Raw genomic sequence first — 22029 nt, 5'->3', positions numbered from 1 at the left:
CGCTATAGCCCCTTCCTACAGCATTACCCCACAACAATAACAATCCGATGGAGACACACCATGAGTGTGATCATTGCCCTGGCGGCGCTCGCGCTGCTGATGCTGGCCGCCTACCGTGGCTATAGCGTCATCCTGTTTGCCCCCATCGCCGCCCTTGGCGCCGTACTGCTCACCGACCCTTCCGCCGTCGCCCCCGCCTTTACCGGGGTGTTCATGGAAAAAATGGTCGGCTTTATCAAACTCTACTTCCCGGTGTTCCTGCTCGGCGCGGTGTTCGGCAAGCTGATCGAGCTGTCAGGCTTTTCGCGCTCGATCGTCGCGGCCGCCATCCGTCTGCTCGGCACCCGCCAGGCGATGCTGGTGATCGTGCTGGTGTGTGCCCTGCTGACCTACGGCGGCGTGTCGCTGTTTGTGGTGGTGTTCGCGGTGTACCCGTTCGCCGCCGAGATGTTCCGCCAGAGCAATATCCCCAAGCGCCTGATCCCGGCGACCATTGCCCTGGGCGCGTTCTCGTTCACCATGGACGCCCTGCCCGGCACGCCGCAGATCCAGAACATCATCCCCAGCACCTTCTTCAACACCACCGCCTGGGCCGCGCCCTGGCTGGGTCTGATCGGCACGATCTTTGTGTTCTGCGCCGGCATGCTGTACCTGGCACGCCAGCGCAACAAGGCCCAGCGTGCCGGCGAAGGCTATGGCACCGACTTGCGCAACGAGCCGGAAACCGCCGAAGACCTGAGCCTGCCCAACCCGTGGATCGCCCTGTCGCCGCTGATTCTGGTGGGGGTGATGAACCTGCTGTTCACCCACTGGATCCCGCAGTGGTACGGCAAGACCCACAGCCTTGCCCTGCCGGGCATGAGCGCGCCGGTGACCACGGAAATCGCCAAGCTCACCGCAATCTGGGCGGTGCAGGCGGCGTTGCTGGTGGGGATCATCATGGTCCTGGTATTCGGCTTTTCGGCGATCAAGAGCAAGCTGGCCGAAGGCAGTAAAAGCGCAGTCAGCGGCGCGCTGCTGGCGGCGATGAACACCGCTTCGGAATACGGCTTCGGTGCGGTGATCGCTTCGCTGCCGGGCTTCCTGGTGTTGGCGGACTGGCTCAAGGGCATCCCCAACCCGCTGGTCAACGAAGCGATTACCGTGACCCTGTTGGCCGGTATCACCGGCTCTGCTTCCGGCGGCATGAGTATCGCCCTGGCGGCCATGTCCGAGAGCTTTATTTCCGCGGCCCATGCCGCCAATATCCCCCTGGAAGTGCTGCACCGGGTCGCGGCCATGGCCAGCGGCGGCATGGACACCCTGCCACACAACGGCGCGGTCATCACGCTGCTGGCAGTGACCGGGCTGACCCACCGCGAAGCCTACAAGGACATTTTCGGCATCACGATCATCAAGACCCTCGCGGTGTTCGTGGTGATTGGTACTTTCTACGCCACCGGCATTGTGTGAGGTTTTCATGACGACATTGAACGGCAAGACCGCCCTGGTCACCGGCTCCACCAGCGGCATCGGCCTGGGCATTGCCCTGAGCCTGGCCAAGGCCGGCGCCAACCTGATCCTCAACGGCTTCGGCGATGCCAGCGCGGTGATCGCCCAAGTGCAGGCGTTTGGCGGCAAGGTCGGCCATCACCCGGCCGATGTCAGCGACCCGGCGCAGATCGCCGAGATGGTCGCCTACGCCGAGCGCGAGTTCGGTGGCATCGACATCCTGGTCAATAACGCGGGCATCCAGCATGTGGCGGCGGTGGAAGATTTTCCGGTGGAGCGCTGGGACTCGATCATCGCCATTAACCTGTCGTCGGTGTTCCACAGCACGCGCCTGAGCCTGCCGGGCATGAAGGCCAAGGGCTGGGGGCGGATCGTCAACATCGCTTCGGTGCACGGCCAGGTCGGCTCGGTGGGCAAGGCGGCCTACGTCGCGGCCAAGCATGGGGTAATCGGCCTGACCAAGGTCGTTGGCCTGGAAACCGCCACCAGCAACGTGACCTGCAACGCCATTTGCCCGGGCTGGGTCTTGACCCCGCTGGTGCAAAAGCAGATCGATGACCGCATTGCCGCAGGCGTCGACCCGCAACAGGCCCAGCATGACCTGCTGGCCGAGAAGCAGCCGTCATTGGAATTTGTCACGCCACCGCAGTTGGGTGAGCTGGTACTGTTCCTGTGCAGCGAGGCCGGCAGCCAGGTGCGTGGCGCTGCGTGGAACATCGATGGCGGTTGGTTGGCCCAGTAAACCCAAACACCGCAAACCACCTGTAGGAGCTGGCTTGCCTGCAATAGCGGTCGGCCAGCCACCACCGCTATCGCAGGCAAGCCAGCTCCCACAGTTTGGATGTGTGGTGCCTGGCAGATTTCATACAAGAACAAGAGAGTGCGCCATGTCCGATATCCTCTGGCAACCCAGCCCGGAACGCATCCACAACACCCGGATGGACCAGTTCCGGCGCTTTATCAATGATCGCCACGCCTTGCAGATCAACGATTACCCCAGCCTGCACCAATGGAGCATCGACCAGCGCCCGGCGTTCTGGGCGGCGATTGTCGAGTTCTTCGACGTGCAGTTTCGTACGCCGCCCGGCACAGTGCTGGTGGAAGGCGCGCAGATGCCCAGCGCGCAATGGTTTCCCGGCGCCACCCTGAACTTTGCCGAGCACCTGCTGCGCCGCCGCGATGACCACCCCGCCGTGGTCGCCATCAGCGAAGACGGCCAGCGCGAACAACTGACCTATGCCGAACTGGCCCGCCACGTCGCCGGCCTGCAGCGCAGCCTGCAAGCAGCCGGCGTGGGCCTGGGAGATCGGGTGGCGGCGTGCATGCCCAATACCTGGCAAACCCTGGTGGGCATGCTCGCCACCACCAGCCTCGGGGCGATCTGGTCGTGTTCCTCGCCGGACTTCGGCACCCAAGGGGTGATCGACCGCTTCGGCCAGATCGAACCCAAGGTGCTGATCACCTGCGCCGGCTATCGCTACGCTGGCAAGCTGATCGACCAGAGCGCCAAGCTCAATGAAATCCTCGAGCGCCTGCCCACCCTGCAACACCTGATCATCGTGCCCTACGCCCGGCCCGAGGCGCGCGTCGAGGATTACCAGACCCAGGCCAACGTAGCCCTGTGGGATGACTTCTACCGCGCGGGCGGCGAACCGCAGTTTGTCGCCGTGCCCTTCGACCACCCGCTGTACATCCTCTACTCCAGCGGCACCACCGGCGTGCCCAAGTGCATCATCCACGGCACCGGTGGCGTGCTGCTGACCCACCTCAAGGAACACGGCCTGCACGCCGACCTGTCGCGCGACGACTGCTTGTTCTACTACACCACCTGCGGCTGGATGATGTGGAACTGGCTGGTCTCGGTACTGGCCATCGGCGCCACGGTGGTGCTGTATGACGGCTCGCCGTTTCATCCGGGGCCCGAGCGCCTGATTGACCTGATCGACCAGGAGCGCATCAGCGTGTTCGGCACCAGCCCGAAATTCCTCGCCACCCTGGAAAAAGCCGGCCTGCAACCGCGCCGCAGCCATGACCTGGGCAGCCTCAAGGGCCTGATCTCGACCGGCTCGCCACTGTCGCCCCAGAGCTACGACTACGTGTACCGCGACATCAAACAGGAGCTGTGCCTGTCGTCGATGTCGGGCGGTACCGATATCGTCTCCTGCTTTGTCATCGGCAACCCGGTGCTGCCGGTACGGCGCGGTGAAATGCAATGCAAGAGCCTGGCGATGGCCATCGAAGTGTGGGACGACCAGGGCCGGCCGCTGGTCGGCGAAAAAGGTGAACTGGTGTGCACCCGGCACTTCCCGGCCATGCCCATCGGCCTGTGGCATGACCCCCAGGGGGAAAAACTGCGCGCCTCGTATTTCAGCCAGTTCCCAGGTGTGTGGGCCCAGGGCGACTATGCCGAGCAACGCGCCAATGGCAGCCTGCTGATCCACGGGCGTTCGGATGCAGTGCTCAACCCCGGCGGCGTACGCATCGGCACGGCGGAGATCTACCGCCAGGTGGAAAAAGTCCCGCAGGTCCTGGAAAGCCTGGCCATCGGCCAACGCTGGCAGGACGATGTGCGCGTGGTGCTGTTTGTGCGGCTCAACGACGGCGAACACCTGGACGCCGCACTCGAACAGCAGATCCGCGAGGTGATCCGCGCCAACACCACGCCGCGCCACGTGCCGGCGAAGATTCTCAGCGTGAGTGACATCCCGCGCACCATCAGCGGCAAGATCGTCGAACTGGCGGTAAGAAATGTCGTGCATGGCGAACCGGTGAAAAACACCGATGCCCTGGCCAACCCCGAGGCCCTGGAGCAGTTTCGCGACCGCCCTGAGCTGGCATAAAAGATGAAAGGTTTCAGCGCCCACACACTCATTTGAAGATAAACCCCTCAAGCATGCTATTTTTCGAGGGGTAGCCAGCCGTTTCCGCAGCACGGGATAATCGGCTTCTGTCATTCTTCAAGACGTTACGCGCGGGACACTTACATGAACGGATCACCCACCGGCAGCGAGGCCGCGGCCCTGATCGCACGGCTGGACTGGGCCACAAGCCCCCTCGGTGATGCCAGCCACTGGCCACAAAGCCTGCGCACGGCAATCGATATCGTCATCCACTCACCGATGCCGATGCTGTTGCTGTGGGGCGACGAACTCACGCAGATCTACAACGATGGCTTCGCCCTGCTGGCCGGCAACAAGCACCCCCAGGGCTTTGGCCAGCCGACCCACCGGGTCTGGCCGGAACTGCAACACTTCACCGCCCCCATCTACAGCGCCGTGCTGGCCGGCCAGGTGCGCACCTTCAGCGAGCAGCGTTTTGTCCTGCAACGCAACCACCGCGATACGGAAATCTGGCTGGACCTGACCTACAGCCCGATCCGCGACGAACGTGGCCGGGTCGCCGGGGTCCTGGTGACGGCGATTGAAACCAACGAGCGCCGGCAACTGGCCCAGGAGCTGCAACAACGCTCCGAGGCCAGCCTCAAGGCCCAGCACGATACCGAGCAACGCTTGCAACTGGCCCTGGCCGCCACCGATGCAGTGGGCACCTGGGACTGGGATATCAGCGAAGACCGCTTTATCGCCGACAGCCATTTTGCCCAGTTGCATGGGGTTGATCCGGTTAACGCCCACCAGTTGCCCATCAGTGACTACCTGCAAGGCGTGCACCCGGAAGACCGTGGCATGGTGGCCCGCAGCATCAAGCATTGCATCACCCATGGCACTGAGTACGCCGAGGAGTATCGCCTGCTCCAGGCCGACGGGCAGATACGCTGGGTGTTCGCCCGGGGCCGCTGCTACAAGGATCACCACGGCCGACCGGCGCGTTTTCTCGGTGCGGCCCTGGACCTGACTGAACGCAAGCACACCGAGCAAGCCCTGCGCCAGAGCCAGACCGAGCTGCAACTGATCATCAACGCGATGCCGGTGCTGATCGGCTATGTGGATCACCAGGAGCGCTTTCGCCTGAACAACAGCGCCTACCTCGACTGGTACGGCCTGACCCCGCAAGAGCTGTATGGCAAGACCATCCTCGAAGTGATCGGTGCCCAGGTGTACGCCGGGCGCGCCGACAAAATCGCTGCTGCGCTCAAGGGCAAGGCGTGCAGTTTCATCACCGTCACTCCCCATCGCGACGGTCGGCCCCGGCATGCGCTGATGAAGTACCTGCCACGCTTCAGCGCCGATGGCTCGGTCAATGGCTTCTACATCTTTGTGATCGATGAGACCGAACGCAAACTCACCGAAGAAGCCCTGCGCCACCTCAACGACAACCTCGAAGAACGCGTGGCCCAGCGTACCCAGGCCCTGGCCGAGGCCAACCAGCGCCTGCAAAACGAAATGTTCGAGCGCGAGCGCGCTGAAGATGCGCTGCGCCATGCGCAAAAAATGGAAGCGGTCGGCCAGCTCACGGGCGGGATCGCCCATGACTTCAACAATATGCTCACCGGCATCATCGGCAGCCTGGACCTGATGCAACGCTACATCGCCGCCGGGCGCAGCGATGAGATCGGGCGCTTCACCGATGCCGCCGTGTCCTCGGCCCATCGTGCGGCGGCCCTGACCCATCGCCTGCTGGCCTTCTCCCGGCGCCAGTCGCTGGACCGCCGGCCCCTGGACCCTAACCAGTTGGTTGCGTCCCTGGAAGACCTGTTCCGCCGTACCAAAGGCGCCCATATCGACCTCAAGGTGCAACTGGGCAGTGATATCTGGCCGGTGAACACCGACGCCAGCCAACTGGAAAACGCCCTGCTCAACCTGGTGATCAACGCCCGCGACGCCATGCCCGATGGCGGCCAACTGAGCATCGAGACGGCCAACAGCTACCTCGACGGCACCGACATCACCACCCTGGAACCGGTCAAGGCCGGCGACTACGTGATGCTCGGCGTGTGCGACAACGGCGCCGGCATGACCCCCAAGATCCTGGCCAAGGCCTTCGATCCGTTTTTCACCACCAAGCCCATCGGCCAGGGCACCGGCCTTGGGTTGTCGATGATTTATGGCTTTGCCCAGCAATCCGGCGGCCACGTCACGATCCACAGCGAACCGGGGCGTGGCACCTGCGTGCGCCTGTACCTGCCGCGCCTGCACGGCACCGCCCTGGAAAAAGTCCTGCCGCAAATCCCCGTGGAAGCCCCCGTGGCGCTGGATGGCGAAGCCGTGGTGGTGGTCGAGGACGATGCCGCAGTGCGCATGCTGGTGGTCAACCTGCTCGATGAGCTGGGCTACACCGCCCACCAGGCTGCCGATGCACGCGCGGCCTTGCCGTTGCTGGAGTCTGACCTGCGGGTGGACTTGCTGGTGACCGATGTCGGCCTGCCCGGCATGAACGGCCGGCAACTGGCGGAAATCGCCCGCCAGCACCGCCCTGAGCTCAAAGTGCTGTTCATGACCGGCTATGCCGAAACGGCCGCCGAGCGCCGCGGCTTCCTGGAAGACGGCATGGACATGGTGGCCAAGCCGTTTTCCATCGACCAGTTGGCCACGAAAATCCGCAGCATGATCGGCGTCAATGGCCAAGTTGATGCATAATCCCGCGCCTTCAAGCCCGACCGTTGCAAGGTAACTGCCCGATGAAAGCCCAAGCCCGCCATATCCTGGTCAAGACCAGCGAAGAAGCCGAACAGCTCAAGCAGCGTATTGCCAAGGGCGAAGCCTTTGATGTGCTGGCCAAGAAGTTCTCCACCTGCCCGTCCGGCAAGCGCGGCGGCGATCTGGGTGAAGTGCGGCCGGGGCAGATGGTGGGGGTGATCGATGCGGTGATCTTCAAGAAACCGCTGCGGGTGGTGCATGGGCCGATCAAGAGCAAGTTTGGGTATCACCTGGTGCAGGTGTTCTACCGCGACTGAGGGGTTGGCTCAAGGCCGCTATCGCAGGCAAGCCAGCACCCACATCTGGATGTGTGAACCCGGCCAAATGTGGGAGCCGGGCTTACCCGCGATCCGCCGCAGGCGGCCTTATAGCCTGGGAATCAGCGCACCCGGAACCTGGATCACCTGGCTCGCCAACCGATGCCCCGCCAAGCCCGCTTCTTGCGGCGAACCACCCCTGAGCCGGCTGGCCAGATACGCCGCACTGAACGAATCCCCCGCCGCCGTGGTGTCCACCACCTTCTCTACCACCACCGCCGGCACCGCAAAACGCTCGCCGCCCCGGCGAATCAGACAGTCATCCGCCCCGCGCTTGAGCACCACTTCATCAATCCCCGGATAGGCGGCGAACACCTGCTCGCTGTCGGCATAGCCAAACAGCGCACGTTCGTCGTCCTCGGTGAGCAAGGCCATATCCACCAGCGCCAACACCTGCTGATAGGCCTCACGAGCGGCTTCGACACTGGCCCACAGACGCGGCCGATAGTTGTTGTCGAACACCACCCGGGCGCCACGTTGCCGGGCTTGCAGCAGCGTGGCCAGCAGGCGTGCACGCCCCACTTCACCCAATACCGCCAGGGTGATGCCGCTCAAATACAGCACATCGTAGCTGGGCAAGGCGGCCAGGACCGGTTCGGACCCTGGCGTGGTGAAGCAATCGCGCACCGCCGCTTCGTTGCGCCAATAGAGGAATTTGCGCTCGCCATTGGCATCGGTCTGGATGCAATACAAACCCGGCAGGCGGCCTGGCAGGCGCTGGACGCGGTCCAGGCCAAGGCCTTCGGCGGCCCATTGCGCGCACATGGCATCGCTGAAACTGTCATCGCCCAGGGCGGTGACGTAATCCACCGTGCTGTTGGCGCCCAGCTCGCGGCGCAGGTAGACGGCGGTGTTCAGGGTGTCGCCACCGAAGCTCTGTTGCAGGCTGCCGTCGGCGCGGTGTTGCAGTTCGATCATGCATTCGCCGATCAGGGCAATGCGCGGGTGTGGGGTCATGCTCGGATTCTCGGCTGGGTTTTGGGGCCTCATCGCAGGCCAGCCAGCTCCCACATTGGGATTTGTGAACACATTCAAATGTGGGAGCTGGCTTGCCTGCGATGGCCGCGACGCGGTCTAGAAACAGGTTTGTAGGGTTTCCACTACCTGCAACTGCTCATCCACCAAACACCCCACCTGCCACTTATCAAAGGTCAGGCACGGGTGCGAAGTGCCAAACGAGATGATGTCGCCAATACGCAGTTCAACCCCCGCCGCCACGCTCATGAAGGCGTGCTGGTCCATTACCGCCGTAACCTTGCAAGCACTCACGTCATCGCCCACCGCCGGCAACACGCCGGCCTTGTAGCGCTTGAGGGGCACCGGCAGGCCGGCGTCGTAGGCCACGTCACGCTTGCCCAGGGCAATCACTGCAAACCCCGGCTGCGGCAACGATTGCACATGGGCCCAGACTTCCAGGGCCGGGCGCAGGCCTTCAGTGAGGTCGCTGCGCCGGTCCAGCACACAGCATTGCGCCTCCTTGTAGATGCCGTGGTCGTGGGCCACATAGCTGCCGGGGCGCAGTACGCTGAGGAAGCGCCCTTCGGCGTTTTGTGCGGCGAAGGACTCGGCGATCAGGTCATACCAGGCCGAGCCCGATGCGGTGATGATTGGCTTGCCCAGGTCAAAGGCCCCGCTGTTCTGCATATCCACCGCCAGGCGCACCAGGGACGCAGCAAACTCGCGAATGCCGCTGACGGCATGCTCGCCGTGGATCACCCCTTCGTAACCTTCGATGCCGGTGAGGGCCAGGGCCGGCTGGGCCTTGATTGCCCGCGCCAGGTCCAGCACCTCTTGCTCGCTGCGGCAACCGCAACGGCCGCCGACCACGCCGTATTCGATCATCACGTTCAGGCGCAGGCCACGGGCAGCGAAGAACGCGCCCAGGTCAGCCACGTTGTCCGGGTGATCGACCAGGCAATGGAAGTCAAAGCCGGGGTCAGCCAGCAGCTCGGCGATCAGCGCCATGTTCGGCGCGCCCACCAATTGGTTGGCCATCAATACCCGGCGCACGCCACCGGCATAGGCCGCGCGGGTCTGCACGGCGGTGGCCAGGGTGATGCCCCAGGCGCCCTGCGCCAACTGACGCTGGAACAGCGCCGGCATCATGCTGGTCTTGCCATGGGGCGCCAGCTGCGCGCCGCTGCTGCTAACAAAGCCCTGCATCCAGCGGATGTTGTGTTCCAGGGCCGCGCGGTGCAGCACCAGGGCGGGCAGGCTGACGTCGCGTACCAGGTGGGCACCGCTGGCGGCGGCACCTTTTTCAACGGCATTGAAGGCAGACATGGCGTTACTCCGTTTCGCTATTCATTGATGCGACGGGCCAGGTTGTTGGCGCTTTCGATCAGCACCCGGCGGTAGTCGGCGTAATTGTTCTTGGCGTCGGCCCGTGGGGCGACGATGCACAGGGTCGCAATGGCGACGCCTTGGGCATCGCGCACCGGGGCGGCAAAGCAGTGGGTAAAGGTGTCGGCAACACTGTCGAAGGAAAAGAACCCATCGACAGTGGCCTGGCGGATCTGCCCGAGGAAGGTGTCCAGGGGTAAACGCTGGCCGTCCGGCAGGATAAAGTCGTCGTGGTCGATCAGGTCGATGATCTGCTGGTCGCTCAAATGTCCCAGCAACAAGCGCCCGGAAGCGGTCCAGGGAATCGGCGCGTTTTCACCGATATCCGAAGAAATCCGGAAATGCCGCTCGCCCTCGCGCATCAGCGCCACCGTGTACTTGCGCCCGTTGAGCAGGCACATCTGCGCGGTCTCGTGGGTTTGGCTGACGATCTCCTGCAAGGCGTGATCGGCCTCGCGGGTCAGGTCGAAATGGCGCAAGTGGGCCTGGCCGAGGAAGTACAACTGACGCCCCAGGTACACGTGCCCGTCCTTGCCCACGGTTTCGAGAATCCGCCGCTCCAGCAGGGAGGCGACCAGTTCGTAGACCGTGGACTTGGGGCTGCCGATGCCACTGGCAATATCGTTGGGGCGCAGGGGCTGGCCGACTTCCTTGAGAAAATCGAGGATATCGAACGCCCGGTCCAGGCCTTTGGCGCGGCGTTTGATGGTGTCTTCGGTCATGGCGGTCTTCATCAGCGTAAGAGGTCCATGTGGGGCGGGGCTGTTGTGGGAGCGGGCTTGCTCGCGAAAGCGGTGTGTCAGCCAACAAATCTGGCACTGATACACCGCTTTCGCGAGCAAGCCCGCTCCCACCCGAATTCACTCCCACATTGAATTTTTAATGGTCTTGAGGTCGGGCATTTAGCCTTTTTTCTTGTAGGCCACGCAATCGATCTCAACCTTGCAATCGACCATCATATTCGCCTGCACACAGGCCCGTGCCGGGGCGTGTTCGGGGGTGAAGTACTCGCCGAAGACTTTGTTGAAACTCCAGAAATCCCGCGGGTCCTCCAGCCATACGCCGACCCGGACCACGTCTTCAAGGCCGTAGCCGGCCTCTTCAAGGATCGCCACCACGTTCTTCATGGTCTGGTGGGTCTGCTCGACAATCCCGCCATTGATGATTTCGCCCTCCACCGCCGGCACCTGGCCCGACACGTACAACCAGCCATCGGCCTCCACCGCACGGGCGAATGGACGGGGTTGGCCACCACCGGCGGTGCTGCCGGCGCCGTAACGAGTAATGCTCATAATGTTGCTCCTTGATTAAAAACGAATACTTTTCAGAAATTCCGCCAGGCGTGGCGATTGCGGGCGCTCGAAGATGTCTTGGGGCGGGCCCTGCTCTTCAATCCGGCCCTGGTTCATAAACACGATGTTGTCCGAGACCTCGTAGGCAAAGCGCATTTCGTGGGTCACCAGCAACATGGTCATACCCTCTTGCGCCAGGCCCTTGATCACACTGAGCACCTCGCCGACCAACTCCGGGTCCAACGCCGAGGTCACTTCGTCGAACAGCATCAGGCTGGGGTTCATCGCAATCGCCCGGGCAATCGCCACCCGCTGTTGCTGACCGCCGGACAACTGACCGGGGAAGTGGTTGCGCCGTTCCAGCAGGCCCACGCGCTCCAGCCATTTTTCCGCGAGGGCCACTGCCTCGTCCTTGCCCATATGCTTGACCTTGAGTAGGCCCAGGGTGACGTTCTGCAACGCGCTCAGATGGGGGAACAGGTTGAATTGCTGGAACGCCATGCCGGTCATGGCGCGGTGTTGGGCGATGAGTTTTTCCGGGTGGCGTACGCGCTTGCCGGCAACATCGGCATAGCCAATGGACTCTCCGTCGAGGGTAATCTGCCCGCCCTGGAACTCCTCCAGCAGGTTGACGCAGCGCAGCAGCGTGGTCTTGCCCGAGCCGCTGGAGCCGATCAAGGTCACCACGTTGCCGCGCTGCAACGACAGGTCGACGCCCTTGAGGACTTCCACCGCGCCGTATTGTTTGCGCAGGCCGCTGATGTTGAGCAATGGTTGATTCATGGCAAGGCCACCCGCTTTTCAATGTAGCGCCCGAATAACTCGATGGCGTAGTTGATGACAAAGAACAGAAACCCGGCGAACAGGTAGAACTCCAGGGTCATGAAGGTCCGGGCGATCACTTGCTGGGTGCTCAACAGCAATTCGGCGACGCCGATCACCGACAGCAGGGTCGAGGCCTTGACGATCTCGGTGGAGGAATTGACCCAGGTCGGCAAAATCTGCCGCAACGCCTGGGGCAACAGCACATAGCCCAGGGACTGGTAGAAGGTCAGCCCAATGGCCTTGCCCGCTTCCAGTTGCCCACGGGGAATGGCTTGCAGCGCACCGCGCACAATCTCGGCGACATGGGAGCCGCAAAACAGCGTCAGGCCCAGGGCGCCGGCCTGGAACGCACTGATCTGCCAACCGAGCGCCGGCGCCATATAGAAGCAGGCCAGCACCAGCACAAACACCGGGGTGCCACGGATCAGGTCAACGTACAGACGAAACGGCGCGCGCATCCAGAACTTGCCGTAGGTCAGCACCAACCCGGCGACAATGCCGATCAGGGTGCCGAAGATAATCGCCAGCACCGAGCAATACACACTGGTCTGGAACCCCGCCCACAGGGTTGCCCGGGCGATCCACAACTCATGCAGCCAATACATGCAAACCCCCTCTCATCGACGAATCGCCAGGCGCTGTTCCAGGTAACGCAGCAGCAGGGCGATGAGGTAACAGGCAGCCACATAGAGCGCGGTCGTCACCAGCCAGGTTTCAATCACCCGGTAGCTTTCGACGTTGATCTTGCGGGCGTAATAGGTCAGCTCCGGCACCGCAATCGCCGCCGCCAGGGAGGTGTCCTTGAACAGCGAGATAAAGTTGTTCGACAGCGCCGGCAGCACGTTGCGCAGCATCACCGGCACGGTGATATAGGCGCGGATCTGCCACTCCCCCAGGCCAATCGCCAGGCCGGCTTCGCGCAGGCCCTTGGGAATATTCAACAGGCCGGCACGAAACACTTCGGTCAGGTACGCCCCGGCGTACAGCGACAGGGTGATGATGAACGAGGGGATCTTGTCCAGGCGGATGCCCAGGCTGGGCAAGGCGAAGTAGATCAACAGGATCAGCACCAGGATCGGCGTGTTGCGCACCACCGTCACATACACCGAGGCCAGGATGCGCAGCGCACGGTGCCGGGACAGCATGGCAAAAGCCATCAACAGGCCGATCACGCAGCCGATGGCAATCGACAGCAAGGCCAGTTGCAGGCCCAGGCCGAGGCCTGCGAGCAAGGTGTCGAAATCGCGCCAGACTGCGGCAAAATTCAACTGATAGTTCATGGTCGGCAGTACCTTGAGCGGGGCGCCCGCTGCGACGCCGCGCGCTCAACAATCATTTGAATTCCACCGGAAAGCCAATCGCCGGGCTCGGCAGGTCGACGCCAAACCACTGCTTGAACGAGGCCGCATAGGTGGGGAACTCGACGCCGGTCATGGCTTCATGCAGCGCCGTGTTGACGAAGTTCAGCCAATCCTGGTCGCCACGCTTGACCGCGCACGCGTAGGTTTGCGGGCTCCAGGCGTAGGTGGGGCTGCGGTAGCGGCCGGGGTTCTGCACCATCAGGTATTTGACCGAAGACTGGTCGGTGGCGGCGGCGTCGGCACGCCCGGAGTTCACGGCCTGGTACATCAGGTCGACGCTGTCGTATTGGTCGACCTTGGCCTTGGGCAGCGCCTGGTGCACCAGTTCTTCGGCGTAGACGTTTTGCAGCACCGCCACGGTGACGTCGTCGCCCGCTGCCTGCAGGTCTTCGAGTTGCTGGTATTTGCTGTTGGCCGGCAACAGCAGGCCCACGCCTTCGCGGTAGTACGGCAGGGTGAACGCCACCTGTTGCGCGCGGCTGGCGGTGACGGTGATGAACTGGCAGCTCATGTCGACTTTGTTGGTCAACAGGTTGGGAATCCGCGCATCGGAGGACTGCACCACAAACTCGACCTTGCTCGGGTCGTTGAACAGGCCCTTGGCGACAATACGTCCGATATCGATATCAAAACCCTGCAACTTGCCATCCGCTCCCTGGAAGTGCCACGGCGCATTGGTACTGCCTGTACCGACAATCAGGTGCCCACGCTTGAGCACATCGTCGAGCTTGCTGTCGGCCTGCACTTGGCTGGCGAGGGAAGCCGAGGCGGCGAACAGAAAAACACAGGCTTTAAACACGGAAGGTCGGCGATGCATGACAAGCACTCCAGGAGTTGTGTATTCCGCTATACCGGAACATGGTATGTAACAACGGAATAGACAGCAGAAAGTGTGCCACAGCCAGTAACAGAAAAATATTGAAGAGTTAAAGGTGTTTTAAATCAGCCAGATAACAAGGCATCGACGAACCAGCGCCGCGCCAGTCACACCAGGCACACTGCTACCGTGCGCCCCAATCCGTTGCGATCCGTCACATTTGGGTGCGTTACCTGTGAATTCTCACAGTAGACCGTCCGGCCCGCCCGGCTTAGGGTTTGGCCACCGGCCTATAAGGAGATTGTCATGGGACTGATCAACACGCTGATCGACAACGCAGATGCGTATAGACGGGCGCTGCAGACACAACGCACGGTGTTCATGCTCTTTGTATCGCCCCAGTGCCCGGCGTGCGGCGCGGCCAAGCCACTGTTTCGCAAAGTGGCCGGCCGCTATCGCCGTCAGGCAGCGCTTTATGTACTCGATACGAGCCAGACCCCACGGCATCCCGAAGTGACCGGCACACCGACGCTGCTGATATTGAAAAACGGCAGGCTGGTCGAAAAGCTCAAGGGGTTCGGCCCCTGGGAGACCCAGGAGCAGACCCTGAAGAGAACCTTCGAGCGGCACACCCGTGGTGTGCCAACCAAAAGGGCAAAACCCCGTTAACCCGCCGTGACAGGCATCAGCAACACCTGCGTCACCCGGCGCTCCTCCACCGCCGCCACCGTCAAGCGCCAGCCTTCGTATTCCAGGCTGTCACCCACCACCGGCAGGCGATCCAACAGGCTCATGACCAGGCCAGCCAAGGTCTGGTAATCCTCGGTGGCCACCGCCTGGAAACCCGTGCGCTGGCGAATCAGGTTCAGGTTCAACGCACCGTTGGCACGGTAACCGCCCTGCTCCTGGACGATGTCCGGGCCTTCGACTTCACTGGCATCGGGCAACTCACCGGCGATGGATTCGAGGATGTCAGTCATGCTCAACACCCCCATGAAATCGCCGAATTCGTTGATCACAAAGGCGATGTGCGTCGACTCCTGGCGCATCTGCTCCAAGGCGTTGAGGATCGAGAAGCTGTCGAGCAGGTTGATCGCCCGCCGCGCCAGGTGTTCGAGGTTCGGCTCGTTGCCGGCCAGGTACTCCTTGAGCAGCTCCTTCTTATGCACGAAGCCCAGGGGCTCATCCACCGCGCCATTACGGATCAGCGGCAAGCGCGAGTAGGACGAGTGCATCAATTTCAGGCGAATCGTCTCCGGGTCGTCGGCCAAGTCGATGTAGTCGACATTCGCCCGAGGGGTCATCAAGGTGCGGATCGGCCGCTCGGCCAACTGCAATACACCGCTGATCATCACGCGCTCACGGCGGTCGAACAGCGGGCCTTGACTGCCCTGGGAGTCGCCCAGCAGGTCCGTAACGTCCTCACCCACCTCTTCCACCGCCAGGCTGCGACCACCCAGCAAGCGCATCACCGCATGGGCAGTGCGCTCACGGATCGGCCGCACGCCTTGCGCCGACTTCTTGCGGCGCGCCCGGGCGATCTGGTTGAACACCTCGATCAGGATCGAGAAACCGATGGCCGCGTACAGGTAGCCTTTCGGGATGTGGAAGCCCAGGCCTTCGGCGGTCAGGGCGAAACCAATCATCATCAAGAAGCCCAGACACAGCATGATCACCGTCGGGTGCGCGTTGACGAAGCGGGTCAGCGGCTTGCTGGCCACGATCATCACGCCGATGGACACGATCACCGCGATCATCATCACCGCCAGCTCGTCCACCATGCCGACCGCAGTAATCACCGCGTCGAGGGAGAACACGGCGTCCAGCACCACGATCTGCGCCACGATCGGCCAGAACATCGCGTAGGCCGCATTGCCGGTGCGTTCGGTGACATGCCCTTCGAGCCGCTCATGCAACTCCATGGTGGCCTTGAACAACAGGAACACACCACCAAACAGCATGATCAGGTCGCGTCCGGAGAAGCTCTTGTCGAACACCTCGAACAACGGCTGGGTCAAGGTCACCAACCAGGAAATACTCGCCAGCAAGCCCAGGCGCATGATCAGCGCCAGGGACAAACCGATCAACCGCGCACGGTCACGCTGCTCTGGTGGCAGCTTGTCCGCGAGGATCGCGATAAACACCAGGTTGTCGATACCCAGTACCAGTTCCAACACAATCAAGGTCAACAGGCCGAGCCAGGCCGTTGGATCCGCTAACCATTCCATATAGAAGTCTCTGTCTCTTTATTGATTTTCAGAATGCCGGGCACAACAAGACGCGGTCGGGTGACCGGGAAAAGGTTAGCAGTCTGAATAGAGGATGTTTCAGCGGGAACGTCGGCAGTAGCGGTCTTGGGGAAAGACGACTGGGGGGCTCCGAGAGGGTGTTCATGCAAGTCCTGCAGTGAGAAAAGGACTTTAATCCTACAGCGGAAACACAAATCTCCTACAATTTAAAACTATTACAAGATCTGTAAAAGCCGCCCCCAGAAGCCTGTGCTGTGGGCTTGTGTAGGAGCTGGCTTGCCAGTGATGCAGACACCTCGGTGTATCAGGTAGATCGAGGCGATGCTATCGCTGGCAAGCCAGCTCCTACACAAGCCAGCCCCCTCACACACGCCAGAGCCCATATTTTGAGAGGAGACAGGTCAGGTTTTACGGGTAGCGTCGTCCAGCGCCAGGATGGTGTGGGCATTGGTAACCGTGGTCGCCAGGGTATTGATCACCCCCGAGCGCAACGCCCCCAGGGTCGCGGCGGCCTTGGTGTTTTCACTGGCAATCGCCACCACATCGGGAATGCGGAATAACTCCTGCACCGTCAAGCCGATCACCCGCCCCTGGATGGCGTTGACCGCCGGCTGGCCATGAATGTCGATAAAGTCGTAGCCCATCATGTCACCCACCGTGCCGGACAAGCGCGCCTGGGCGATTTCCTGGGGTGAGAACCAGCCCATGCGCACCATGTTGCTGTTTTCGCTCATGTCACCAATACCGATCAGCGCCATATCGGCACGCCGTGCGCGGTCGAGGGTCGAGCGTACGGTGTCGTTGCTGATCAACACACTGCGCAGTTCCGGGTTGGCCACCAGCGCCGGGGCGTACAGGCTTTCGCTCTCGCCACCAAAACGCAGGGCCAGGCGGCGGCAGATATGGTCGGGGTTCATGTATTCGCCGGCCTTGAGCGAACCGCCAATGGCGCAGACAAACGTGCAGTTGCGCGTTACCGGCAAAAACACGTTATCGGCCACCGCCCCCACATTGCGCCCCATGCCCACGGCGACAATCATGCCGTCGCCCAGGGTCTTGTTCAGGTAGTTGGCCACCAGGCTGGCCACGGCGGAACGCTGGGTGTCGGCGTCGCTGTGGTCGACCGCGATCAACGCGCGATCCAACTGGAAACGCTCCACCAGCGCCTGTTCCAGTTCGTTGTTCATCGCCGGATGCTGCAGCACCCGCACCTCGACAATCCCTTCATCGCGCGCACGCTTGAGCAGCCGGCTGACTTTCGCCCGGGACAGGTCAAAGCGCTTGGCGATGGCTTCCTGAGTGACGTTCTCAAGGTAATAGAGCATCGCCACTTCGGTCATCAGATCGATATCGCTGGCGGTGCGCAGGGTACTGTCACTCATGGGGACGGGCTTCCGTTTCGGCGTCAAAGGCGCATTCTCCCGACTCTTGCCCTGCTCCGTCCACTACTGATGCCCATCACGCTCAATGGCATTGATGCGCTCGACCTTGGCCCCGGACCGCGCCGCCTCGAACTCCGAGGCCAGAAACGCGGTGACGATGCTCTTGGCCAGCTCCGCCCCCACCACCCGCGCACCGATGGACAGGATCTGCGCATCGTTGCTCTTGCGCGCGCGCTCCGCCGAATAGGTGTCATGGGCCTGGGCCGCGCGAATACCCAAGACTTTATTGGCCGAGATCGCCATGCCGATGCCCGTGCCACACACCAGCACCCCCAGGCGCTGTTGCCCGGCATTGATGGCCGTGGCCACCGCCAGCGCAATATCCGGGTAGAGCACCGGAGCTGTGGAATGGGTGCCAAAGTCGGTCACCGGATACCCCAGCGCCTCGATATGGCGCTTTAACAGCTCCTTGAGCTCAAAACCCGCTTCGTCACATCCGATAGCCACCGGGAAAGGTGTGTTCATGGCATTAGGCTCCGCTGCCGTGGTGAAGCTTAAGACTGATCATATGATCACTCAATGAAATTTCGATCAGTCATTTCTCGGATATTCCCTCGCAACTGTCAAGCACGTTTTAACTGACCCTCCAGTCAAACCCCTCTAAAACGCCATACATCAAGAAAACCTTGGCGATTACAAGTTTTCAATGAAAGAGATTGACTGATCAGAATTTCATTTGATACACATATGCTCACGCAACAACACGACTGTGTACCTAATAAGAACTCACAGCACGAGGACACGCCGATGGCCACGCCATTACTGCTCCAGGCTGAACACGTCGCCAAGGCCTACGCCGGCATCCCTGCCCTGCGTGACGGCCGCCTCTCGCTGCGGGCCGGCAGTGTGCATGCCCTGTGCGGCGGCAATGGCGCCGGCAAATCCACGTTCCTCAGTATCTTGATGGGCATCACCCAGCGTGACGCCGGCAGCATCCTGCTCAATGGCGCCCCCGTGCATTTCCATCGCCCCAGCGAAGCATTGGCGGCGGGGGTCGCGATGATCACCCAGGAGCTGGAGCCAATCCCCTACATGAGTGTCGCCGAAAACATCTGGCTGGGCCGCGAACCTCGGCGCGCCGGCTGCATCGTCGACAGCAAGGAACTGCACCGGCGTACCCGCGAACTCCTGGAAAGCCTGGAGTTCGAGGTCGACGCCAGCGCGCCCATGCACCGCTTGAGCGTGGCGCAGATCCAACTGGTGGAGATCGCCAAGGCATTCAGCCATGACTGCCAGGTGATGATCATGGACGAACCCACGTCCGCCATCGGCGAGCGCGAAGCCGAAACCCTGTTCAAGGCCATCCGCCGCCTCACCGCCCGTGGCGCCGGGATCGTCTATGTGTCCCATCGCCTCAGCGAGCTTGCGCAGATTGCCGACGACTACAGCATCTTTCGCGATGGCGCCTTCGTCGAAAGCGGGCGCATGGCCGATATCGACCGCGCCCACCTGGTGCGCGGCATCGTCGGCCAGGAACTGACACGCATCGACCACAAGGTCGGACGCGAAAGCGCCGCCGACTGCTGCCTGGACGTCCAGGGCCTGAGCCGCAGCGGCGAGTTCCAGGACATCAGCCTGCAATTGCGCCAGGGCGAAATCCTCGGCATCTACGGCCTGATGGGCTCGGGGCGCAGCGAGTTCCTCAACTGCATCTACGGCCTGACCACCCCGGACGCCGGCAGCGTCACCCTGCAAGGCAAGCCGATGCCCATCGGCCTGCCCAAGGCGACCATCCGCGCCGGCATGTCCCTGGTCACCGAAGACCGCAAGGAAAGCGGCCTGGTGCTCAGCTCCAGCATCCTCTCGAACATCGCGTTGTCGGCGTACAAGCAGCTGTCGAACTGGTCGCTGATCAACGCGCGCAAGGAAAACCAACTGGCCGAGGACATGGTCAAGCGCCTGCAAATCAAGACCACCTCCCTGGACCTGCCGGTGGCGTCCATGAGCGGTGGCAACCAGCAAAAGGTGGTGCTCGCCAAATGCCTGTCGACCCAACCGGTGTGCCTGCTGTGCGACGAGCCGACCCGGGGCATCGATGAAGGCGCCAAGCAGGAGATCTATCACTTGCTCGACCAGTTCGTGCGCGCCGGTGGCGCGGCCATCGTGGTGTCGTCCGAGGCCCCGGAACTGCTGCACCTGAGTGACCGTATCGCGGTCTTCAAGGGCGGCCGCCTGGTGACTATCAGCAGCGACACCGCCCTTTCCCAGGAAGCCTTGTTGAGTCTTGCCTCATGAACGCCAAAACCCTTGCCACGCCACTGACCACCCCCGCGCGCAGCCGCCTGCGGCTTTCCCTCGACCGCTTTGGCCTGCCGCTGGTGTTTATCCTGCTGTGCGTGGTCATGGCGTTTGCCAGCGAATACTTCATGACCTGGCGCAACTGGATGGACATCCTGCGCCAGACATCCATCAACGGCATCCTGGCGGTGGGCATGACCTATGTGATCCTGACCAAGGGCATCGACCTCTCGGTAGGCTCGATCCTCGCCTTCGCCGGCCTGTGCAGCGCCCTGGTCGCGACCCAGGGCTACGGCCTGCTCGCTGCCGTCAGCGCCGGGATGTTTGCCGGGGCGATGCTGGGGGTGGTCAACGGGTTCATGGTGGCCAACCTGTCGATCCCGCCCTTTGTCGCCACCCTCGGCATGCTGAGTATTGCCCGAGGCATGACCTTTATCCTCAACGACGGCAGCCCGGTCACCGACCTGCCGGACGCCTACCTGGCGCTGGGCATCGGCAAGCTCGGACCGATTGGCGTACCGGTCGTCATCTTTGCCGTGGTCGCACTGATTTTCTGGATGGTGCTGCGCTACACCACCTACGGGCGCTATGTGTACGCGGTGGGCGGCAATGAAAAAAGCGCGCGCACCTCAGGGATCGGCGTGCGCAAGGTGACGTTCTCGGTGTATGTGGTTTCGGGTTTGCTGGCCGGCCTGGCAGGCGTGGTGCTGTCCGCGCGCACCACCTCCGCCCTGCCCCAGGCGGGTATGTCTTATGAGCTGGATGCGATTGCCGCCGTGGTGATCGGCGGCACCAGCTTGTCCGGCGGCGTCGGCACCATTGTCGGCACGCTGTTCGGCGCGCTGCTGATCGGGGTGATCAACAACGGCCTGAACCTGCTCGGCGTGTCCTCCTATTACCAACAGGTCGCCAAGGGCCTGATCATCGTGCTCGCGGTGTTGATCGACGTGTGGCGCAAGAAAAAACGCTAGTCGCTTTTGCTCTGAACCGAACTGAACGACCACAACAATAAACGGGGTTCTCATCATGAAATTCGCTACATCGTTTGCCGCCGTGGCGGCCCTCTCCCTGCTCGCCAGCAGCGTCACCCTGGCCGCCGATGGCAAGACCTACAAAGTCGGCGCCGCCGTGTACGGCCTCAAGGGCCAGTTCATGCAGAACTGGGTGCGCGAGCTCAAGGAACATCCGGCAGTCAAGGACGGCACCGTGCAGTTGACCGTGTTCGACGGTAACTATGACGCGCTGACCCAGAACAACCAGATCGAAAACATGGTCACCCAGCGCTATGACGCGATCCTGTTTGTACCTATCGACACCAAGGCCGGCGTCGGCACGGTGAAGCAGGCGATGTCCAATGATGTGGTGGTGATCGCCTCCAACACCAAGGTCGCCGATGCCAGCGTGCCGTACGTGGGCAACGACGATGTCGAGGGCGGTCGCCTGCAGGCCCAGGCCATGGTCGACAAGCTCCAGGGCAAGGGCAATGTGGTGATCATCCAGGGCCCGATCGGCCAGTCGGCGCAGATCGACCGCGAAAAGGGCGAGCTGGAAGTGCTGGGCAAGCACCCCGGAATCAAGATCATCGAGAAAAAGACCGCCAACTGGGACCGCGCCCAGGCCCTGACCCTGACTGAAGACTGGCTGAACGCCCACCCCAAGGGCATCAACGGGGTGATCGCGCAAAACGACGACATGGCCCTGGGCGCCGTGCAGGCCCTCAAATCCCATGGCCTGACCTCCAAGGAGGTGCCCGTCACCTCCATCGACGGCATGCCCGACGCCATCCAGGCGGCCAAAAGAGACGAAGTCACCACCTTCCTGCAAGACGCCCAGGCCCAGTCCCAGGGCGCACTGGACGTGGCCCTGCGGCAACTGGCGGGCAAGGACTACAAACCCAAGTCGGTGATCTGGGAGCGTTATGCCAAGGACGTGACCTGGGGCGACGGCACCGCGAAGAACTACATCCTGCCGTGGGTGCCGGTGACCAATGCCAATGCGGATGCGCTGTACCAGCAGGTCAGCGGTACTAAATAGCAGTTCGACCTGTAAATGCTATCCAA

20 protein-coding genes are annotated in these 22029 nt (G+C 62.3%); 9 read left to right on the top strand and 11 right to left on the bottom strand.

The features are described 5' to 3' along the window. Positions 1–60: 60 nt before the first annotated feature. The 5 genes from HBO19_RS07035 to HBO19_RS07015 all read left to right on the top strand — a co-directional run bounded on the left by HBO19_RS07035 (position 61) and on the right by HBO19_RS07015 (position 7342). On the top strand, positions 61–1452 hold the full coding sequence (locus HBO19_RS07035) for a GntP family permease (protein WP_029293751.1): 1392 nt from the start codon (positions 61–63) through the stop codon (positions 1450–1452). A 7-nt stretch (positions 1453–1459) separates the two neighbouring features. Then, on the top strand, positions 1460–2233 hold the full coding sequence (locus HBO19_RS07030) for a 3-hydroxybutyrate dehydrogenase (RefSeq protein ID WP_057959252.1): 774 nt from the start codon (positions 1460–1462) through the stop codon (positions 2231–2233). Positions 2234–2378: 145 nt separating this feature from the next. Further along, a complete protein-coding gene (locus HBO19_RS07025) occupies positions 2379–4331 on the top strand; it encodes an acetoacetate--CoA ligase (protein ID WP_170057144.1) in 1953 nt (650 codons plus the stop codon). Positions 4332–4475: 144 nt separating this feature from the next. Beyond that, entirely contained in the window at positions 4476–7025 is a 2550-nt protein-coding gene (locus HBO19_RS07020; RefSeq protein ID WP_169956564.1) for a PAS domain-containing protein, read from the top strand. Between the two features lie 41 nt (positions 7026–7066). After that, positions 7067–7342: a peptidylprolyl isomerase gene (locus HBO19_RS07015; RefSeq protein WP_029293742.1), complete on the top strand. Its 276-nt coding sequence runs from the start codon at positions 7067–7069 to the stop codon at positions 7340–7342. Positions 7343–7450: 108 nt separating this feature from the next. On the opposite strand, the gene HBO19_RS07010 is transcribed toward HBO19_RS07015, so the two are convergent. The 8 genes from HBO19_RS07010 to HBO19_RS06975 form a co-directional block, all read right to left on the bottom strand. Next, a complete protein-coding gene (locus tag HBO19_RS07010) occupies positions 7451–8359 on the bottom strand; it encodes a sugar kinase (RefSeq protein WP_170057143.1) in 909 nt (302 codons plus the stop codon). A 117-nt stretch (positions 8360–8476) separates the two neighbouring features. Then, positions 8477–9685, bottom strand: coding sequence for an amino acid deaminase (locus tag HBO19_RS07005; RefSeq protein ID WP_170057142.1), 1209 nt, complete (start codon positions 9683–9685; stop codon positions 8477–8479). A 17-nt stretch (positions 9686–9702) separates the two neighbouring features. Then, positions 9703–10467, bottom strand: a complete 765-nt coding sequence (locus HBO19_RS07000) for an IclR family transcriptional regulator (RefSeq protein WP_169956620.1) — start codon at positions 10465–10467, stop codon at positions 9703–9705. Positions 10468–10647: 180 nt separating this feature from the next. Continuing rightward, complete coding sequence (locus HBO19_RS06995; protein WP_032857221.1) at positions 10648–11037, bottom strand: RidA family protein; 390 nt, start codon at positions 11035–11037, stop codon at positions 10648–10650. Between the two features lie 15 nt (positions 11038–11052). Further along, positions 11053–11820 (bottom strand): amino acid ABC transporter ATP-binding protein, encoded by a 768-nt coding sequence (locus HBO19_RS06990; protein WP_169956570.1) that lies wholly within the window; start codon positions 11818–11820, stop codon positions 11053–11055. Further along, positions 11817–12467: an amino acid ABC transporter permease gene (locus tag HBO19_RS06985; protein ID WP_057440845.1), complete on the bottom strand. Its 651-nt coding sequence runs from the start codon at positions 12465–12467 to the stop codon at positions 11817–11819. The genes HBO19_RS06990 and HBO19_RS06985 overlap by 4 nt, the downstream gene beginning before the upstream one ends. 12 nt (positions 12468–12479) lie before the next feature. Then, positions 12480–13142, bottom strand: coding sequence for an amino acid ABC transporter permease (locus HBO19_RS06980; RefSeq protein WP_169956572.1), 663 nt, complete (start codon positions 13140–13142; stop codon positions 12480–12482). A gap of 52 nt (positions 13143–13194) precedes the next feature. After that, entirely contained in the window at positions 13195–14040 is an 846-nt protein-coding gene (locus HBO19_RS06975; protein WP_170057141.1) for a transporter substrate-binding domain-containing protein, read from the bottom strand. A gap of 306 nt (positions 14041–14346) precedes the next feature. On the opposite strand from HBO19_RS06975, the gene HBO19_RS06970 reads away from it, so the two are divergent. Further along, positions 14347–14709, top strand: coding sequence for a thioredoxin family protein (locus HBO19_RS06970; RefSeq protein ID WP_170041174.1), 363 nt, complete (start codon positions 14347–14349; stop codon positions 14707–14709). Here HBO19_RS06970 and HBO19_RS06965 read toward each other — a convergent pair. From HBO19_RS06965 to rpiB, 3 genes are all read right to left on the bottom strand, one after another. Then, positions 14706–16268 carry a TerC family protein gene (locus HBO19_RS06965; RefSeq protein WP_169956578.1) on the bottom strand — a complete coding sequence of 521 codons (1563 nt, stop codon included), beginning with the start codon at positions 16266–16268 and terminating at the stop codon, positions 14706–14708. The genes HBO19_RS06970 and HBO19_RS06965 overlap by 4 nt on opposite strands. A gap of 422 nt (positions 16269–16690) precedes the next feature. After that, positions 16691–17671 (bottom strand): sugar-binding transcriptional regulator, encoded by a 981-nt coding sequence (locus HBO19_RS06960; RefSeq protein WP_029293725.1) that lies wholly within the window; start codon positions 17669–17671, stop codon positions 16691–16693. Between the two features lie 63 nt (positions 17672–17734). Further along, complete coding sequence (gene rpiB / locus HBO19_RS06955) at positions 17735–18196, bottom strand: ribose 5-phosphate isomerase B (protein ID WP_029293723.1); 462 nt, start codon at positions 18194–18196, stop codon at positions 17735–17737. Between the two features lie 282 nt (positions 18197–18478). Between rpiB and HBO19_RS06950 the strand changes: the two genes are divergently transcribed. From HBO19_RS06950 to HBO19_RS06940, 3 genes are read left to right on the top strand one after another with little or no spacing between them, the layout of a single operon-like run. After that, complete coding sequence (locus HBO19_RS06950) at positions 18479–19966, top strand: sugar ABC transporter ATP-binding protein (RefSeq protein WP_170057140.1); 1488 nt, start codon at positions 18479–18481, stop codon at positions 19964–19966. After that, a complete protein-coding gene (locus tag HBO19_RS06945; protein ID WP_169956582.1) occupies positions 19963–20940 on the top strand; it encodes an ABC transporter permease in 978 nt (325 codons plus the stop codon). Before HBO19_RS06950 ends, HBO19_RS06945 begins: the two co-directional genes overlap by 4 nt. Positions 20941–20995: 55 nt before the next feature. Further along, entirely contained in the window at positions 20996–22003 is a 1008-nt protein-coding gene (locus tag HBO19_RS06940) for a substrate-binding domain-containing protein (RefSeq protein ID WP_169956584.1), read from the top strand. Positions 22004–22029 lie beyond the last annotated feature (26 nt).

This window comes from Pseudomonas sp. WS 5021, from assembly GCF_012985535.1.
Classification (GTDB): Bacteria; Pseudomonadota; Gammaproteobacteria; order Pseudomonadales; family Pseudomonadaceae; genus Aquipseudomonas.
The sequence above is the reverse complement of the archived record's forward strand: the minus strand, read 5'-3'. Positions and strand labels throughout refer to the sequence as shown.

Excerpts from the sequence above, each read along its gene's own strand:
- HBO19_RS07020 (WP_169956564.1), top strand. The coding sequence starts at position 4,476 with ATGAACGGATCACCCACCGGCAGCGAGGCCGCGGCCCTGATCGCACGG.
- HBO19_RS06990 (WP_169956570.1), bottom strand. The coding sequence starts at position 11,820 with ATGAATCAACCATTGCTCAACATCAGCGGCCTGCGCAAACAATACGGC.
- HBO19_RS07030 (WP_057959252.1), top strand. The coding sequence starts at position 1,460 with ATGACGACATTGAACGGCAAGACCGCCCTGGTCACCGGCTCCACCAGC.
- rpiB (WP_029293723.1), bottom strand. The coding sequence starts at position 18,196 with ATGAACACACCTTTCCCGGTGGCTATCGGATGTGACGAAGCGGGTTTT.
- HBO19_RS07010 (WP_170057143.1), bottom strand. The coding sequence starts at position 8,359 with ATGACCCCACACCCGCGCATTGCCCTGATCGGCGAATGCATGATCGAA.
- HBO19_RS06965 (WP_169956578.1), bottom strand. The coding sequence starts at position 16,268 with ATGGAATGGTTAGCGGATCCAACGGCCTGGCTCGGCCTGTTGACCTTG.
- HBO19_RS07015 (WP_029293742.1), top strand. The coding sequence starts at position 7,067 with ATGAAAGCCCAAGCCCGCCATATCCTGGTCAAGACCAGCGAAGAAGCC.
- HBO19_RS06940 (WP_169956584.1), top strand. The coding sequence starts at position 20,996 with ATGAAATTCGCTACATCGTTTGCCGCCGTGGCGGCCCTCTCCCTGCTC.
- HBO19_RS06980 (WP_169956572.1), bottom strand. The coding sequence starts at position 13,142 with ATGAACTATCAGTTGAATTTTGCCGCAGTCTGGCGCGATTTCGACACC.
- HBO19_RS06985 (WP_057440845.1), bottom strand. The coding sequence starts at position 12,467 with ATGTATTGGCTGCATGAGTTGTGGATCGCCCGGGCAACCCTGTGGGCG.
- HBO19_RS06960 (WP_029293725.1), bottom strand. The coding sequence starts at position 17,671 with ATGAGTGACAGTACCCTGCGCACCGCCAGCGATATCGATCTGATGACC.
- HBO19_RS07025 (WP_170057144.1), top strand. The coding sequence starts at position 2,379 with ATGTCCGATATCCTCTGGCAACCCAGCCCGGAACGCATCCACAACACC.
- HBO19_RS06945 (WP_169956582.1), top strand. The coding sequence starts at position 19,963 with ATGAACGCCAAAACCCTTGCCACGCCACTGACCACCCCCGCGCGCAGC.
- HBO19_RS06970 (WP_170041174.1), top strand. The coding sequence starts at position 14,347 with ATGGGACTGATCAACACGCTGATCGACAACGCAGATGCGTATAGACGG.
- HBO19_RS06950 (WP_170057140.1), top strand. The coding sequence starts at position 18,479 with ATGGCCACGCCATTACTGCTCCAGGCTGAACACGTCGCCAAGGCCTAC.
- HBO19_RS06975 (WP_170057141.1), bottom strand. The coding sequence starts at position 14,040 with ATGCATCGCCGACCTTCCGTGTTTAAAGCCTGTGTTTTTCTGTTCGCC.
- HBO19_RS06995 (WP_032857221.1), bottom strand. The coding sequence starts at position 11,037 with ATGAGCATTACTCGTTACGGCGCCGGCAGCACCGCCGGTGGTGGCCAA.
- HBO19_RS07005 (WP_170057142.1), bottom strand. The coding sequence starts at position 9,685 with ATGTCTGCCTTCAATGCCGTTGAAAAAGGTGCCGCCGCCAGCGGTGCC.
- HBO19_RS07000 (WP_169956620.1), bottom strand. The coding sequence starts at position 10,467 with ATGACCGAAGACACCATCAAACGCCGCGCCAAAGGCCTGGACCGGGCG.
- HBO19_RS07035 (WP_029293751.1), top strand. The coding sequence starts at position 61 with ATGAGTGTGATCATTGCCCTGGCGGCGCTCGCGCTGCTGATGCTGGCC.